Origin of the sequence: Rahnella sp. CG8 (genome assembly GCF_023701875.1) — a bacterium.
GTDB lineage: Bacteria > Pseudomonadota > Gammaproteobacteria > Enterobacterales > Enterobacteriaceae > Rahnella > Rahnella aceris.
On record NZ_JABAED010000007.1, the window covers coordinates 177,157 to 191,530 of the forward strand.

The window sequence follows — 14,374 nt, forward strand, 5'->3', positions numbered from 1 at the left end:
TATTAATGTCCGTATCGAAGTTTTAAAGCTTCCGGATAAGGCTCGAAATAACGCTGGTCAGCCAGATAGGCATCCGGGTATTCCGACATGTAATGTTTGAGCAAGGTGATCGGCGCCAGCAACGGCTGCATGCCCTGGCGATAGCGGTCGATCAGGCCCGCAAGTTCCTGACGCTGCGGCGAACTCAGCTGTTTGCGGAAATACCCCTGCACATGCATCAGCACGTTGGTGTGATTGCGGCGCGTGGCTTTGTGGAGCAACAGGTTCATCAGCCGTAACCGGTATTCAGTGAAGTAGTCCTCAAGGGAATCCCACTCTGCCATCGCAGCCACAAAGCGCCCCAGCTCACGATATTCCGGCTGAGAATGGGCCAGCAAAATGAGTTTATAACGGCTGTGAAATGCCATCAGTTTGCCGCGCGTCAGGCCACTTTCGCGAAGCTGGTTCAGTTCAAACAGCGCAAAAACGCGCTCAACAAAATTCTCCCGCAGCACCGGATCGTTTAACCGGCCATCTTCTTCCACCGGCAACCACGGATGCTGTTTCATCAGCTCGGCGGTATACATCCCGATACCGGCTTTTTTGGCATCTTTACCGTTAGCGCTGTACACCCGCACCCGCTCCATCCCGCAGCTCGGGGATTTTGCACAGACGATATAACCGCAAAGGCCGGTCAGCGGCGCCACGCGTTTTTCGGCGTAACTCTGCATCTTTTCGGTGACGTCGATGCTCTCGTCATTGCTGAAACGCATCACGATACTGTCATCCATTTTCACCAGACGCAGCGCCGGACGCGGCGTCGGTAAGCCTATCGCCATTTCCGGGCAGATCGGCTCGAACCGCACATAAGGCGCCAGTTGCTCTACGGCAAACGCCAGACGCTTATGCCCGCCATCAAAGCGGACATTTTCACCCAGCAGGCATGCACTGATACCAATCGGAATTGTTTTCGTCATTGTCGGCGCCTTGTGTCCCAGAAAGGAAAGTAAGAGGTGGCATTGATTCATCACCCTTATGTATAACTTTAGCACAAGTTATACATAAAAATAATATTGTACAAGTTTATCGACAGGCAATAAAAAACCCCGCGGGGAACGGGGTTTCTGGCTCCTCCCCTTCGCAGGGGAGAGAGCTAAATCAGTAAAAGTCTTGGGTCGCCATCTCGGCATGACTCAGCCATACCGGCTTATCGCTGGTTTTCATCCAGACACGGTGTAAATAGCTGTAAAAACGGGCGCGGTCAGCGCGGAACAGCATGACCGGCAGGGCCAGAACACCGGCAGCGATAACAAAAGCGCGGCGGGCCAGTATGCGGGTCATTGTGTATGGCGTGTAATCATTCATCGCGTTGCTCCTGTGCAATTTGGAAAGTTTTCGGAAACTGTAAGTTGTGAAAAATATACTGCAATTGATGAAATTTTACTACTCATCTGACCACTTTAAAGTGTAAATTTTCGCCAATTTTGGCCTGTTGCTGTAATTGAGTTACAAAATGGTTAAATAAATACGTAACCCAGGTTAACCACCAATTCCTAAGTCATTGGAGTAACAGCAAGGCAGCAGGCGAAAGCATCCCGATGAGCGGACTCAGGTCAGTGATTCGGGTTAGTGAGCGCAGGTAACGCCGCTGTGGCTTTAAGGACGAAGGAATTTTTATACTTTTTTTACACGCAGGAACGCTTTCTTTTCAGGATCTTTTCCCGCCTTTCCTTATTCTCGCCACAACATAAAAACACACCTGTGGAGGTGGATTGTGAGTGTTGGCGTAATCTGCGGCGCATTACTGGTTCTTCTGCTGCTCGGCTATCTGGTTTATGCCCTGCTGAATGCGGAGGATTTTTAAATGGCTGCAACCGGATTCTTACTGATTGCCAGTTTTATGCTGGTGCTTTTGCTGCTGGCAAAACCACTGGGTAACTTTATTGCTCAACTGATTGAAGGACAGCCCGGCGCATTTATTCAGCGCATAGAAAACGGTGTTTTACGCACGTCTGGCAGCAGCAATGCTGAAATGAACTGGTGGCAGTATGCACTGGCGATCATGGTATTTAACATTCTGGGCATTATCGTGCTGATGGCGCTGCTGATGGCGCAAGGCGTATTGCCGATGAACCCGCAGCATTTCGGCGGATTGTCATGGGATCTGGCCTTTAATACCGCAGTGAGTTTCGTGACCAACACCAACTGGCAGGCTTACAGCGGCGAAAGCACGTTGAGCTATCTCAGCCAGATGGTCGGGCTGACTGTGCAAAACTTCCTCTCCGCAGCGACCGGTATCGCCGTGGCGTTTGCCCTGATCCGCGCCTTTGCACGCCCTTCAGCACACACCATCGGCAATGCCTGGACGGATTTATGGCGCATCACACTGTATCTGCTGCTGCCGGTGGCTTTCCTGCTGGCACTGTTTTTCGTCAGTCAGGGTGTACTGCAAAACTTCGAAGCGTACCAGCACATCACCACACTGGAAGGCCTGCAACAGACCTTACCTATGGGGCCGGTGGCTTCGCAGGAAGCGATCAAAATGCTCGGCACCAACGGTGGTGGCTTCTTTGGTGCTAACTCTGCCCATCCGTTTGAGAACCCGACCGCACTGACCAACATGGTGCAGATGCTGGCGATCTTCATTATCCCTTGTGCCTTGTGCTTCGCTTTTGGCCGCGTGGTCGGCGATAACCGTCAGGGGCACGCGCTGGTCTGGGCGATGTCGGTGATTTTCGTGGTGTCGGTCGTGGTAGTGATGTACGCCGAGCTCAAAGGCAATCCGCACTTCATGGCACTTGGCGCCAGCAGCAATTTTAATATGGAAGGTAAGGAAAGCCGCTTCGGCATTCTGGCCTCCAGCCTGTACGCCGTCGTCACTACTGCGGCCTCGTGCGGTGCGGTCAACGCCATGCACGATTCCTTTACCGCACTCGGCGGTATGGTGCCGATGTGGCTGATGCAGATTGGCGAAGTGGTGTTCGGCGGCGTGGGTTCCGGCCTGTACGGCATGCTGCTGTTTGTACTGCTGACGGTGTTTATCGCCGGGCTGATGATTGGCCGTACACCGGAATATCTCGGTAAGAAAATCGACGTTTACGATATGAAGATGACCGCGCTGGCAATCCTGGTGACACCGACGCTGGTGCTGCTCGGCACGGCACTGGCGCTGGTCACCGACGCCGGTCGCGCAGGCATTTTAAACCCCGGCGCGCACGGATTCAGTGAAGTGCTGTATGCGGTGTCTTCCGCCGCCAATAACAACGGCAGTGCGTTTGCCGGGCTGAGCGTCAATACGCCGTTCTACAACCTGTTGCTGGCAGCCTGTATGTTCTTCGGCCGCTTCGGCGTCATCATTCCGGTGCTGGCGATTGCCGGTTCTCTGGTGATGAAAAAACGCCAGCAGGCAGGCAACGGCACGTTGCCGACATCCGGCCCGCTGTTCATCGGTCTGCTGGTCGGTACCGTGTTGTTAGTCGGTGCACTGACCTTTATTCCGGCGCTGGCGCTGGGACCGGTGGCAGAACATTTGCAGGTCTGGTCAGCACAGTAATGCTGCGTAACTCGTTGAACTGATGAATATAGAGACTAAAAAGATGAGTCGTAAACAACGTGCGTTATTTGAACCCCGTCTGATCCGCACTGCCCTGCTGGATTCGGTGAAAAAACTGGATCCCCGTGTTCAGTGGCGCAATCCGGTGATGTTCGTGGTGTATCTGGGCAGCATTCTGACCACACTGATCTGGCTGGCAATTCTGCTGCACCGGACCGACGGCAGCGCGGCTTTTACCGGCAGCGTGTCGCTGTGGCTGTGGTTTACCGTGCTGTTCGCCAACTTCGCCGAAGCACTGGCGGAAGGCCGCAGCAAGGCGCAGGCGCAGAGCCTGAAAGGCGTGCAGAAAACCAGTTGGGCGAAAAAAATCTACGAACCACGCCCTGAATCGCCGGTGATTAAAGTCGCCGCCGATACCCTGCGCAAAGGCGATTACGTGCTGATCGAAGCAGGCGATACCGTGCCATGCGACGGTGAAGTGCTGATCGGCGGTGCGTCGGTGGATGAAAGCGCCATTACCGGTGAATCTGCGCCGGTGATCCGCGAATCCGGCGGCGACTTCTCCTCGGTCACCGGCGGGACGCGCGTCTTGTCAGACTGGCTGGTGGTCGAATGTTCGGCGAACCCAGGCGATACCTTCCTCGACCGTATGATTGCGATGGTCGAAGGTGCGAAACGCCGCAAAACGCCAAACGAAGTGGCGCTGACGATTTTGCTGGTGGCGCTGACGCTGGTGTTCGTGCTGGCTACCGCCACGCTGTATCCGTTCTCGCTGTTCAGTGTTGACGCCAGTCACGCTGGTATTCCGGTGACTGTCACCGTGCTTGTCGCCCTGCTGGTGTGTCTGATCCCGACCACCATCGGCGGTTTGCTGTCGGCGATTGGCGTGGCGGGTATGAGCCGCATGCTGGAAGCGAACGTCATCGCCACCAGCGGCCGTGCGGTGGAAGCCGCCGGTGACGTGGATGTGCTGCTGCTGGATAAAACCGGCACCATCACGCTCGGTAACCGCCAGGCATCGCAGTTCCTGCCCGCGCCGCAGGTGACGGAACAGGAACTGGCCGATGCCGCGCAGTTATCCTCTCTGGCTGATGAAACGCCGGAAGGCCGCAGTATTGTGGTGCTGGCGAAGCAGCGCTTTAACCTGCGTGAACGCGATATTCATTCGCTGAATGCAACCTTCGTGCCCTTCTCCGCGCAAACCCGCATGAGCGGCGTCAACGTCGGTGACCGCAGCATCCGTAAAGGGGCGGTTGACGCTATCCGTCGCCATGTGGAATCCAACGGCGGTACCTTCCCGAAAGCCGTCGAGGGGCTGGTGGAAACCGTGGCGCGTAAAGGCGGCACGCCGCTGGTGGTAGCAGAAGGCGCTAAAGTACTGGGCGTGGTTGAGCTGAAAGATATTGTCAAAGGCGGTATCAAGGAACGCTTTGCCGAGCTGCGCAAAATGGGCATTAAAACGGTGATGATCACCGGGGATAACCGCCTGACCGCCGCCGCGATTGCCGCCGAAGCGGGCGTGGATGATTTTCTGGCGGAAGCCACACCGGAAGCCAAACTGGCATTGATTCGTCAGTATCAGTCAGAAGGTCGTCTGGTGGCGATGACCGGCGACGGTACCAACGATGCGCCGGCGCTGGCACAGGCCGATGTCGCGGTGGCGATGAACTCCGGGACGCAGGCAGCGAAGGAAGCCGGGAACATGGTCGATCTCGACTCCAACCCGACCAAGCTGATTGAAGTGGTGCATATCGGTAAACAAATGCTGATGACACGCGGCTCGCTGACCACCTTCAGTATTGCCAACGACGTGGCGAAGTATTTCGCCATTATCCCGGCGGCGTTCGCGGCAACCTATCCGCAACTCAATGCGCTGAACGTGATGCACCTGACGTCGCCGTCTTCGGCCATTATGTCGGCGGTCATTTTCAACGCCCTGGTGATTGTGTTCCTGATCCCGCTGGCGCTGAAAGGGGTGAGCTATAAAGCCATGAGTGCCGCCGCCCTGTTGCGCCGTAACCTGTGGATTTATGGTGCGGGCGGGCTGCTGGTGCCGTTTGTGGGTATCAAGCTGATAGACGTGATCCTGACCGTTTTACATCTGAGCTGATTTTTAAGGAAGACCATTATGTCCGTTACAAGAATGTCCTATGTGCGTCCGGCTCTGGTGATGACAGTTCTGCTGACGCTGGCAACCGGCGTCGTTTATCCACTGCTGACCACCGGCGTTTCAGAGCTGGTATTTCGCCCGCAGGCGATGGGTTCGCTGATTAAAGACAGCGGCAATAAAGTGATTGGCTCAGAACTGATCGGGCAGAATTTTACCCGTAATGATTACTTCTGGGGCCGTCCGTCCGTCACCTCCGATTCGCCGTATAACCCGATGGCGTCGGCAGGGAGTAATCTGGCGGCCAGTAACCCGGCGCTGGATCAGGCAGTGAAAGACCGCGTGGCAGCGCTGCGCAAAGCCAATCCGCAAAGCCCGGCAACGGTGCCGGTGGATCTGGTGACCAGCAGCGGCAGCGGACTGGATCCGCAGATTTCAGTGGAAGCGGCACAATGGCAGGCTCCGCGCATTGCTGCCGCACGCGGGCTGCCACTGGCGCAAGTGAATAAATTGATTGATGATAATACATCATCACCGCTGATTGGTTACCTTGGCCCCGACGTCGTTAATGTGCTCGGCCTGAATCAGGCGCTGGATGAACTGAAAACCCATTAACCAACCTCACAGGATGATATGACAGAAGATCGCCCCGATCCCGACAGCCTGCTGGCGCTCGCCAACGAGAAGCCACGCGGGCAACTGAAAGTCTTTTTCGGTGCCTGCGCGGGCGTCGGTAAAACTTTTGCCATGTTGCAGGAGGCGCAGCGCCTGCGCGCCACCGGCCTCGACGTGCTGGTTGGCGTGGTGGAAACCCACGGCAGGCAGGAAACACAGGCGCTGTTGCCGGGGCTTTCTCTGTTACCGCCGAAACGCATTCAACACCGCGGACGTCAGGTGCAGGAGTTTGACCTCGATGCTGCGCTGGCCCGCCGCCCTGCCCTGATCCTGATGGACGAACTGGCGCACAGTAATGCTGCCGGTTCGCGCCATCCGAAACGCTGGCAGGATGTCGAAGAGTTACTCGATGCCGGTATCGATGTATTTACCACCGTGAACGTTCAGCATCTGGAAAGCCTGAACGATGTGGTCAGCGGCGTCACCGGCATCATTATTCGTGAAACGGTTCCCGACCGCCTGTTTGATGGCGCCAGCGAAGTCGTGCTGGTGGATTTACCCCCCGACTCCCTGCGTCAGCGCCTGAAAGAAGGCAAAGTTTATATTCCCGGTCAGGCCGAACGCGCCATCGAACACTTCTTCCGCAAAGGCAATCTGATTGCCCTGCGCGAGCTGTCCCTGCGTCGTACCGCCGACCGGGTGGACGATCAGATGCGCGAATATCGCGATGATCAGGGCATCAGCCGTGTCTGGCATACCCGCGATGCGCTGTTGCTGTGTATCGGTCACGGTGGCGGCAATGAGAAATTAGTCCGCGTCGCCTCCCGCCTGGCAGCGCGCCTCGGTTGCGTCTGGCACGCGGTGTATGTCGAAACCCCGCGTCTGCACCGTTTACCTGAAGGTCAGCGTCGCGCCATTTTGCGTTCCCTGAAACTGGCGCAGGAACTGGGGGCAGAAACTGCCACGCTCTCCGATCCGCAGGAGGAACAGGCGATTTTGCGTTACGCCCGCGAACATCGTTTGGGCAAAATCATGACCGGCAGACGCCGTGAAAAGCGCTGGAAATTCAGCGCCAGTTTTGCTGATAAGCTGGCGGAAATCGCGCCCGACCTCGATTTAATCGTCGTCGGGCTGGAAGATGCACCGGTCACGCCCCTGCGCAAAGAGCAGGACTCGCGCACGTTTGCTGATCGCTTCAGTCGCCAGTTGTGGGGCTGTGCACTGGCCGTGGCGCTGTGCGCGGTGATCACCGTGATGTCGCAATGGCTGGTGCCGACGTTCGATCAGGCCAATCTGGTGATGGTGTATCTGCTCGGCGTGGTGATTGTCGCGCTGTTTTATGGCCGCTGGCCGTCTGTGCTGGCGGCGGTGATTAACGTCATCAGCTTTGATCTGTTTTTCGTGCAACCCCGTGGCTCGCTGGCGGTGACTGATGCGCAATATCTGGTGACTTTCGGCGTGATGCTGACTGTCGGCATACTGATCGGGAACCTGACAGCAGGGGTGCGTTATCAGGCGCGTATCGCCCGTCACCGTGAAAAGCGTGCGCAGCATCTGTATGAAATGTCCAAAGGGCTGAGTCAGTCGCTGACGCCGGAAGCCATCGCACAGACCAGCCGCCACTTTATTTCTTCCAGTCTGAATGCCAAAACTGCCATTTTGCTGCCACAGGAGAACGGTGAACTGGCGCAGCCTGCGGGTGAAATCACCTCGATTGTGGTGGATGACGCTATCGCCCGCTGGAGTTTCGACAAAAAATTGCCAGCCGGTGCGGGCACGGATACCCTGCCCGGCGTGCCGTACCAGCTTCTGCCGCTGATTGCATCCGGCGAATCACGCGGCCTGCTGGCGGTCGAACCGCCGAATATCCGTCAGTTGTTAGTGCCGGAACAGCAGCGTCTGTTGCAGACCTTTACCGTGCTGATTGCCAATGCGCTTGAACGTCTGCATCTGGCTGCCAGCGCGGAAACGGCACGGCTGGAAACCGAACGCGAACAATTGCGCAACTCGCTGCTTTCAGCGCTTTCCCACGATTTACGTACCCCACTGACGGTGCTTTTCGGGCAGGCGGAAATCCTTACGCTGGATCTGGCGTCGGAGGGCTCGAAGCACGCACCGCAGGCCAGCCAGATCCGCCAGCAGGTGCTGAGCACCACGCGGCTGGTGAATAATCTGCTGGATATGGCGCGCATTCAGTCCGGCGGATTTAATTTGCGCAAAGAGTGGCAGTCAGTGGAAGAAATCACCGGCAGCGCATTGCGGATGCTCGAACCCGTACTGGCGCACGACAACATCGAAATTGATTTGCCGAAGGAAATGGTGTTGGTTAACTGCGATGCCAGCCTGATTGAACGGGTGCTGATCAATTTGCTGGAAAATGCCCATAAATATGCCGGAACCGGTGCGACAATTGGCATTAAAGCCACGCCGCTGGATGAATGGCTGGAGATGGAAGTCTGGGATAACGGCCCTGGTATTCCGGCTGGCGCCGAGCACACCATTTTCGAAAAATTCGCCCGCGGTAATAAAGAATCCGCCATTCCGGGTGTGGGGTTGGGATTAGCGATTTGTCGTGCCATTATTGAGGTGCACGACGGACGGATCTGGGCGGAAAATGGCCCGAACGGCGGTGCGCGTTTTCGTTTCAGGCTGCCGCTCGAGGCATCGCCGGAGATGGAAAGTGACATGGAATCAGACATCGACGAGGTATCGTGAGCGCATCCCCGATAAATATTTTAATTGTTGAAGACGAAAAAGAGATCCGCCGCTTTGTGCGTACGGCACTGGAGGCGGAAGGCCTGCGGGTGTTTGAAAGTGAAACACTGCAACGCGGGCTGATTGAGGCCGGCACACGTAAACCGGATCTGGTTATTCTCGACCTCGGTTTACCAGACGGTGACGGCCTGACGTATATTCGTGATTTGCGCCACTGGAGCGCCATCCCGATTATTGTGCTGTCGGCACGCACCCGTGAGGAAGACAAAATTGCCGCGCTGGATGCCGGTGCCGATGATTTTCTCACCAAGCCGTTTGGCGTCGGTGAACTGCTGGCGCGGGTTCGTGTGGCCCTGCGCCGCCATACGGGCAGCGCGCAGGAAAGCCCGCTGGTGACGTTTTCTGATGTGACGGTAGATTTGATCAACCGGCGCGTACAGCGTAACGGTGATGACTGTCATCTGACGCCGATTGAGTTTCGTCTGCTGGCCGAACTGCTGGCGAACAGCGGCAAAGTCATTACTCAGCGTCAGTTACTGAGCCACGTATGGGGCCCGAATTACGTCGAACACAGCCATTATCTGCGCATCTACATGGGGCATTTGCGCCAGAAACTGGAAGCCGACGCCACCCGGCCACGTCATTTACTGACCGAAACCGGCGTGGGCTATCGCTTTATGCCTTAGGTTCGTCAGTCTGCGGTTTGGTTTCGGCAAATTCGGCTTCCAGACTTTCTGCAGCCTGCTGCAAAATCGCACTCACCCGCACCACCTGTTCCGGCGTTAAATCCGCACGCATCATGTTACCGCGCAGTGCATGCCTCAGGCGGTGCATCGACTCATGAATGCCCTCTGCCAGGTTGTTTTCACGCGGACGCTGCGCGCCAGCCAGACGGGCAAAAATCACATCAACCACCGCCTGATGTTGCGCCAGTTCCACTTTACCGGCTTCGGTGATCTGATAACTTTTCCGGCCATTACCGGTGGCGACAGGCTCGAGGAAATCCTGCTCTTCCAGCAGCGTCAGCGTCGGATAAATCACGCCAGGGCTTGGTACGTAAAGACCTGACGATGCCTCTTCAATCGCTTTGATCAACTCATAACCATGGCTCGGTTTTTTCGCCACCAGCGCCAGCAGGACGCGGCGTAAATCACCGTGTTCGAACAGACGATGTACACCGCGCTCGCCACGACCACCCCGACGACCATCGCCACGCCCGCGATGTTCACGCCCTTCCTCACCCCGGTCTTCTCCACGATGACGGCCATCACGGCGTAACATGTGACGCTCGCTGTGATCACTGCGTTCTGATTCATGACGGCAATGGCCGCGATGCCCTTCTTCCCGGCTACCGTGACCGCGATGGCGGCCTTCAAACATTTTGCTAAACATAATTTATGTCCCATTTAGATATATCGAATTATTTCGATATATCTAAACTAGATCGGTTTTCAGAAACTGGCAAGCCGAAAAACGCATTTAGATAACTCTTTTTGATGTCTGAACTTCCGGCAAAAAATGGACAAAAAAAAAGCGCTGAATAATCAGCGCCTTTGATGAGAAGCAGAGAACGGCTTATTTAGCGTCGGCAAGCACTTTGCTGACGATTTCTACCGCTTCTTTCTCGATTTGCTCACGGTGTTCAGCACCGAGGAAGCTTTCACAATAAATCTTGTAAGCTTCTTCTGTACCGGACGGACGGGCCGCGAACCAGCCGTTTTTGGTCATCACTTTCAGGCCGCCGATGGACGCGCCGTTGCCCGGTGCGTTGGTCAGACGGGCGGTGATCGGGTCACCGGCCAGCGTGTCGGCTTTCACCTGTTCAGGAGAAAGTTTAGACAACGCGGCTTTCTGCGCATGAGTCGCAGGTGCCTGAATACGGTTGTAGCTTGGTGCGCCAAAGCGGGCAGCCAGCTCATTGTAATGTTCCTGCGGGTTCTTACCGGTAACGGCAGTAATTTCCGCCGCCAGCAGGCACATGATGATGCCGTCTTTGTCGGTAGACCACGGCGTGCCGTCGAAACGCAGGAAAGAAGCCCCTGCACTTTCTTCGCCACCAAAACCGAAGCTGCCGTCAAACAAACCATCAACGAACCATTTGAAACCAACCGGCACTTCCACCAGTTTACGGCCCAAATCTTCCACCACGCGGTCGATCATCGCACTTGAGACCAGCGTTTTACCGACGGCAACGTCTTTGCCCCACTGCGGACGGTGCTGGAACAGATACTGAATCGCCACCGCCAGATAATGGTTCGGGTTCATCAGACCCGCAGGCGTCACGATACCGTGACGGTCATAGTCAGGATCATTAGCAAAGGCCAGATCGAATTTATCACGCAGCGCCAGCAGACCCGCCATTGCGGATTCGGACGAGCAGTCCATACGGATCACGCCGTCGTGGTCGAGATGCATGAAACGGAAAGTCTGATCGACTTCATCGTTCACCAGCGTCAGATCCAGTTTGTAATGCTCCGCGATGCGTTTCCAGTATTCGATACCGGAACCGCCGAGGGGATCCACACCCAGTTTCAGACCCGCTTTCTGAATCGCAGCCATATCAACGATGTCGGTCAGCCCTTCGATAAACGGCTGAACCAAATCTTTCGCTGTCAGATGACCACTTTTCCACGCCAGATCCAGAGACTGACGTTTCACACCTGTCAGTTTCGCGGCCAGCAATGCGTTAGCACGTTTCTCAATCACGGAGGTCAGGTTGGTATCCGCCGGACCGCCGTTGGTCGGGTTATATTTGATGCCGCCATCTTCCGGTGGGTTGTGCGAAGGCGTGATGACGATGCCATCCGCCAGCGCGCCGCCGTTACGGTTATGCGTCAGAATGGCGTGAGACACAGCCGGTGTCGGCGTAAACCCGTTGTTTTCCTGAACAATGACATCAACGCCATTGGCGGTCAGCACTTCCAGCACGGAAATAAACGCCGGTTCAGACAACGCGTGCGTGTCTTTACCCACGTAGCATGGCCCGGTGGTGCCCTGCTCTTTACGCACTTCGGCAATCGCCTGAGCAATCGCCAGAATATGCGCTTCATTAAAGCTGTGACGCAACGCGCTACCGCGATGGCCGGACGTGCCGAATTTCACAGCATGCGCCGTGTTTGCCGGATCCGGTTGCAGAACGTAGTACTGTGACGTTAACTGCGCCACATTGATCAAATCGCTTTGCTGAGCAGGTTGCCCTGCACGGGGGTGATTAGCCACTGGCGCTTCTCCCTTACGCTGAAATTAAAGGGTGCCGCAAACTTTGTCAGTCAGTTCCGTCGGGAACTGCATGAGCTGCATGATGTGTTCAATCATGCTGCGTTTACGACCTGTGTTGGTATTCGTAATAACCCAATACGGCGTTCCGGGAACGTGTTTAGGCTTGGTATGAATGCCGTTTTGCAGCAAGGTTTGCTGGTCACCGGCAAAGTAAGTCCGCGTGCGCCCGGTCAGAGAGTCGGTCGCCGTCGCAAATTCTTTAGGGTTCAGGGTATACAAGGTCGAGAGGATCAGCATAAAACGGTTAACCGCTTTAGTCTGTTCTGCGTATTCGTCGGACAGCAACAGTTCACGAACGGCGCGGACTTTATCACGCGACGTCGGTGCGGCGGCGGCGGCAGGTTTTTCCTGCGCGACAGTTCCGGCGATAACAGAAGTGGTCACTGGTACGGCAGGAGCGGTCTGACCGGCAGTAAACTTCAACATACGGCGTAAAATATCAGACGCACTTTCACCGATTGCTTGCGTGTGGCTGGCAATGTAGCGGTAGAGTTCTTCGTCAACCTCAATAGTTTTCATCTTTATCCAGTACTGTTTTTCTACTTAATTCATTCGAAAGGATTATACAAATTTCTACGCAGTAACAAACAGAGGAATTGCGCCGCGAAGTAAAATCCAGACAACTTCCCGATTTTGCTGCATGCAGGCTCCGGCCCGTTCTGCTCCTGGTAGTCAAATCCCGCTCAGGCATCTGGCAGAAACTTTCTGTTTTAAAAAATTATCCGCAAGTCATGATAACCTAATGAGATTGTTTATCTGTATGAACTTCTCTATGAAATTACATTATCGCCTGCAAGAATCTGAAGTCGCTGACAGCACTGCACTGCCGGTTTTGCTCATCCACGGATTGTTCGGCACCCTTGATAATCTGGGCATTCTGGCCCGGGACCTGAGACAACAGCATAACGTGTTACAGGTGGATTTGCGTAATCACGGCCAGTCAGGACGTTCTGATGAAATGTCTTACGCCGCCATGGCGCAGGATTTAGTGGAAACGCTGGAAGCTGTTGGTTTCCAAAAAGTCATTGTGATCGGCCATTCAATGGGTGGGAAAGCGGCGATGGCGTTGACGGCACTGATCCCCGACCGTATCGAAAAGTTGATCGCCATTGATGTCGCGCCGGTGGATTATCACGTGCGTCGCCATGATGAGATTTTTGCGGCGATTAATGCCGTGACCGAGGCAGGACTCCGCGACCGTACCTCCGCTACCGAATGTATGCGCACGTATATAAAGGAAGACGGCGTGATCCAGTTCCTGCTGAAATCGTTCCAGCAGGGAGAATGGCGCTTTAACGTGCCGGTGCTGCTCAGTGAATACGAAACTATTACCGGCTGGGAAGACGTGCCTCCGTGGGATCACCCGGCGCTGTTTATCCGTGGCGGGCTATCGCCGTATGTGCAGGATGAATATCGCGACGCGATTGCCCGACAATTTCCGCAGGCCAAAGCGCATGTGGTGGCGGGAGCCGGTCATTGGGTGCACGCGGAAAAACCCGATGCAGTACTGCGCGCGGTGCACCGTTTCATCGATGCGGCCTGAGGTTTAACATCCTGGGGATAAATTGTGCAAAAAGTCTGCACAACTTAAGAAGTTATCATGAAATCAGGGTAATCAGGCGTTGTGAACCCCTGGTGCGCCAGTGTATGATTGCGCGCTATAATTTTGCCGCCCCGTTTACTCACAGTGAGTCGCGGGAGGTGAATTGGGTCAGGGTTTCTTAGCCCGAAATGTGTGAAACGCTCGTCAGGAACCGGCTTGCGGTTTTCCGATGTAAAAACTTCCCTGGTTGTACCGCTACCTATGGCAAAAGAACAACTGGATCGCACGACGATTGATCTGTTCGCAGATGACCGTCGTCCGGGGCGTCCAAAAACAAATCCGCTATCCCGTGATGAACAGCTCAGGATCAATAAGCGCAACCAGTTACGCCGCGATAAAGCGAGCGGCCTGCGTCGTGTGGAGCTGAAAATGAATGCCGATGCTGTTGATATGCTCAATAAGCTGGCAGAAGAACGCAATATCAGTCGTAGCGAATTGATTGAAGAGATGCTGCTGTCGCATCTTAACGGTCATGAAGGCTGATTGAAAAGCGGGTAACCCTCTCAGGCTACCCGTTTGTTTT

General features: G+C 55.3%; 13 protein-coding genes. 8 read left to right on the forward strand and 5 right to left on the reverse strand.

Annotated features, from left to right (window positions below):
• Positions 1 to 2: 2 nt before the first annotated feature.
• Complete coding sequence (locus HGO41_RS09345) at positions 3 to 956, reverse strand: YbgA family protein (protein ID WP_112151674.1); 954 nt, start codon at positions 954 to 956, stop codon at positions 3 to 5.
• 181 nt (positions 957 to 1,137) lie between these two features.
• Positions 1,138 to 1,344 (reverse strand): YbfA family protein, encoded by a 207-nt coding sequence (locus tag HGO41_RS09350; RefSeq protein ID WP_013576456.1) that lies wholly within the window; start codon positions 1,342 to 1,344, stop codon positions 1,138 to 1,140.
• Between the two features lie 409 nt (positions 1,345 to 1,753).
• Here HGO41_RS09350 and HGO41_RS09355 point away from each other — a divergent pair, with 409 nt between their 5' ends.
• Genes HGO41_RS09355 through kdpE form a run of 6 tightly spaced genes read left to right on the forward strand, consistent with a single transcriptional unit; the run spans position 1,754 to position 9,655 of the window.
• Positions 1,754 to 1,843, forward strand: coding sequence for a K(+)-transporting ATPase subunit F (locus HGO41_RS09355; RefSeq protein WP_071823630.1), 90 nt, complete (start codon positions 1,754 to 1,756; stop codon positions 1,841 to 1,843).
• Positions 1,844 to 3,532, forward strand: a complete 1,689-nt coding sequence (gene kdpA, locus HGO41_RS09360) for a potassium-transporting ATPase subunit KdpA (protein WP_217244060.1) — start codon at positions 1,844 to 1,846, stop codon at positions 3,530 to 3,532.
• Between the two features lie 43 nt (positions 3,533 to 3,575).
• On the forward strand, positions 3,576 to 5,642 hold the full coding sequence (gene kdpB, locus HGO41_RS09365) for a potassium-transporting ATPase subunit KdpB (protein WP_013576458.1): 2,067 nt from the start codon (positions 3,576 to 3,578) through the stop codon (positions 5,640 to 5,642).
• Positions 5,643 to 5,675: 33 nt separating this feature from the next.
• Positions 5,676 to 6,254 (forward strand): potassium-transporting ATPase subunit KdpC, encoded by a 579-nt coding sequence (gene kdpC, locus HGO41_RS09370; RefSeq protein WP_173362110.1) that lies wholly within the window; start codon positions 5,676 to 5,678, stop codon positions 6,252 to 6,254.
• Positions 6,255 to 6,272: 18 nt separating this feature from the next.
• Entirely contained in the window at positions 6,273 to 8,969 is a 2,697-nt protein-coding gene (gene kdpD / locus HGO41_RS09375) for a two-component system sensor histidine kinase KdpD (RefSeq protein WP_013576460.1), read from the forward strand.
• Positions 8,966 to 9,655, forward strand: a complete 690-nt coding sequence (gene kdpE / locus HGO41_RS09380) for a two-component system response regulator KdpE (protein ID WP_013576461.1) — start codon at positions 8,966 to 8,968, stop codon at positions 9,653 to 9,655. Before kdpD ends, kdpE begins: the two co-directional genes overlap by 4 nt.
• On the opposite strand, the gene HGO41_RS09385 is transcribed toward kdpE, so the two are convergent.
• The 3 genes from HGO41_RS09385 to seqA form a co-directional block, all read right to left on the reverse strand.
• On the reverse strand, positions 9,645 to 10,361 hold the full coding sequence (locus HGO41_RS09385; protein WP_013576462.1) for a PadR family transcriptional regulator: 717 nt from the start codon (positions 10,359 to 10,361) through the stop codon (positions 9,645 to 9,647). The two genes, kdpE and HGO41_RS09385, sit on opposite strands and share 11 nt — an antisense overlap.
• 183 nt (positions 10,362 to 10,544) lie before the next feature.
• Positions 10,545 to 12,188, reverse strand: a complete 1,644-nt coding sequence (gene pgm / locus HGO41_RS09390; RefSeq protein WP_013576463.1) for a phosphoglucomutase (alpha-D-glucose-1,6-bisphosphate-dependent) — start codon at positions 12,186 to 12,188, stop codon at positions 10,545 to 10,547.
• A 24-nt stretch (positions 12,189 to 12,212) separates the two neighbouring features.
• Complete coding sequence (gene seqA, locus HGO41_RS09395; protein ID WP_037037064.1) at positions 12,213 to 12,767, reverse strand: replication initiation negative regulator SeqA; 555 nt, start codon at positions 12,765 to 12,767, stop codon at positions 12,213 to 12,215.
• Between the two features lie 241 nt (positions 12,768 to 13,008).
• On the opposite strand from seqA, the gene ybfF reads away from it, so the two are divergent.
• Both ybfF and ybfE read left to right on the forward strand, forming a co-directional pair.
• A complete protein-coding gene (ybfF, locus tag HGO41_RS09400; RefSeq protein WP_131638939.1) occupies positions 13,009 to 13,791 on the forward strand; it encodes an esterase in 783 nt (260 codons plus the stop codon).
• Between the two features lie 261 nt (positions 13,792 to 14,052).
• The gene (gene ybfE, locus HGO41_RS09405; protein ID WP_015690259.1) at positions 14,053 to 14,334 is read left to right on the forward strand and encodes a LexA regulated protein; all 282 of its coding nucleotides are present in this window, start codon (positions 14,053 to 14,055) and stop codon (positions 14,332 to 14,334) included.
• Positions 14,335 to 14,374 lie beyond the last annotated feature (40 nt).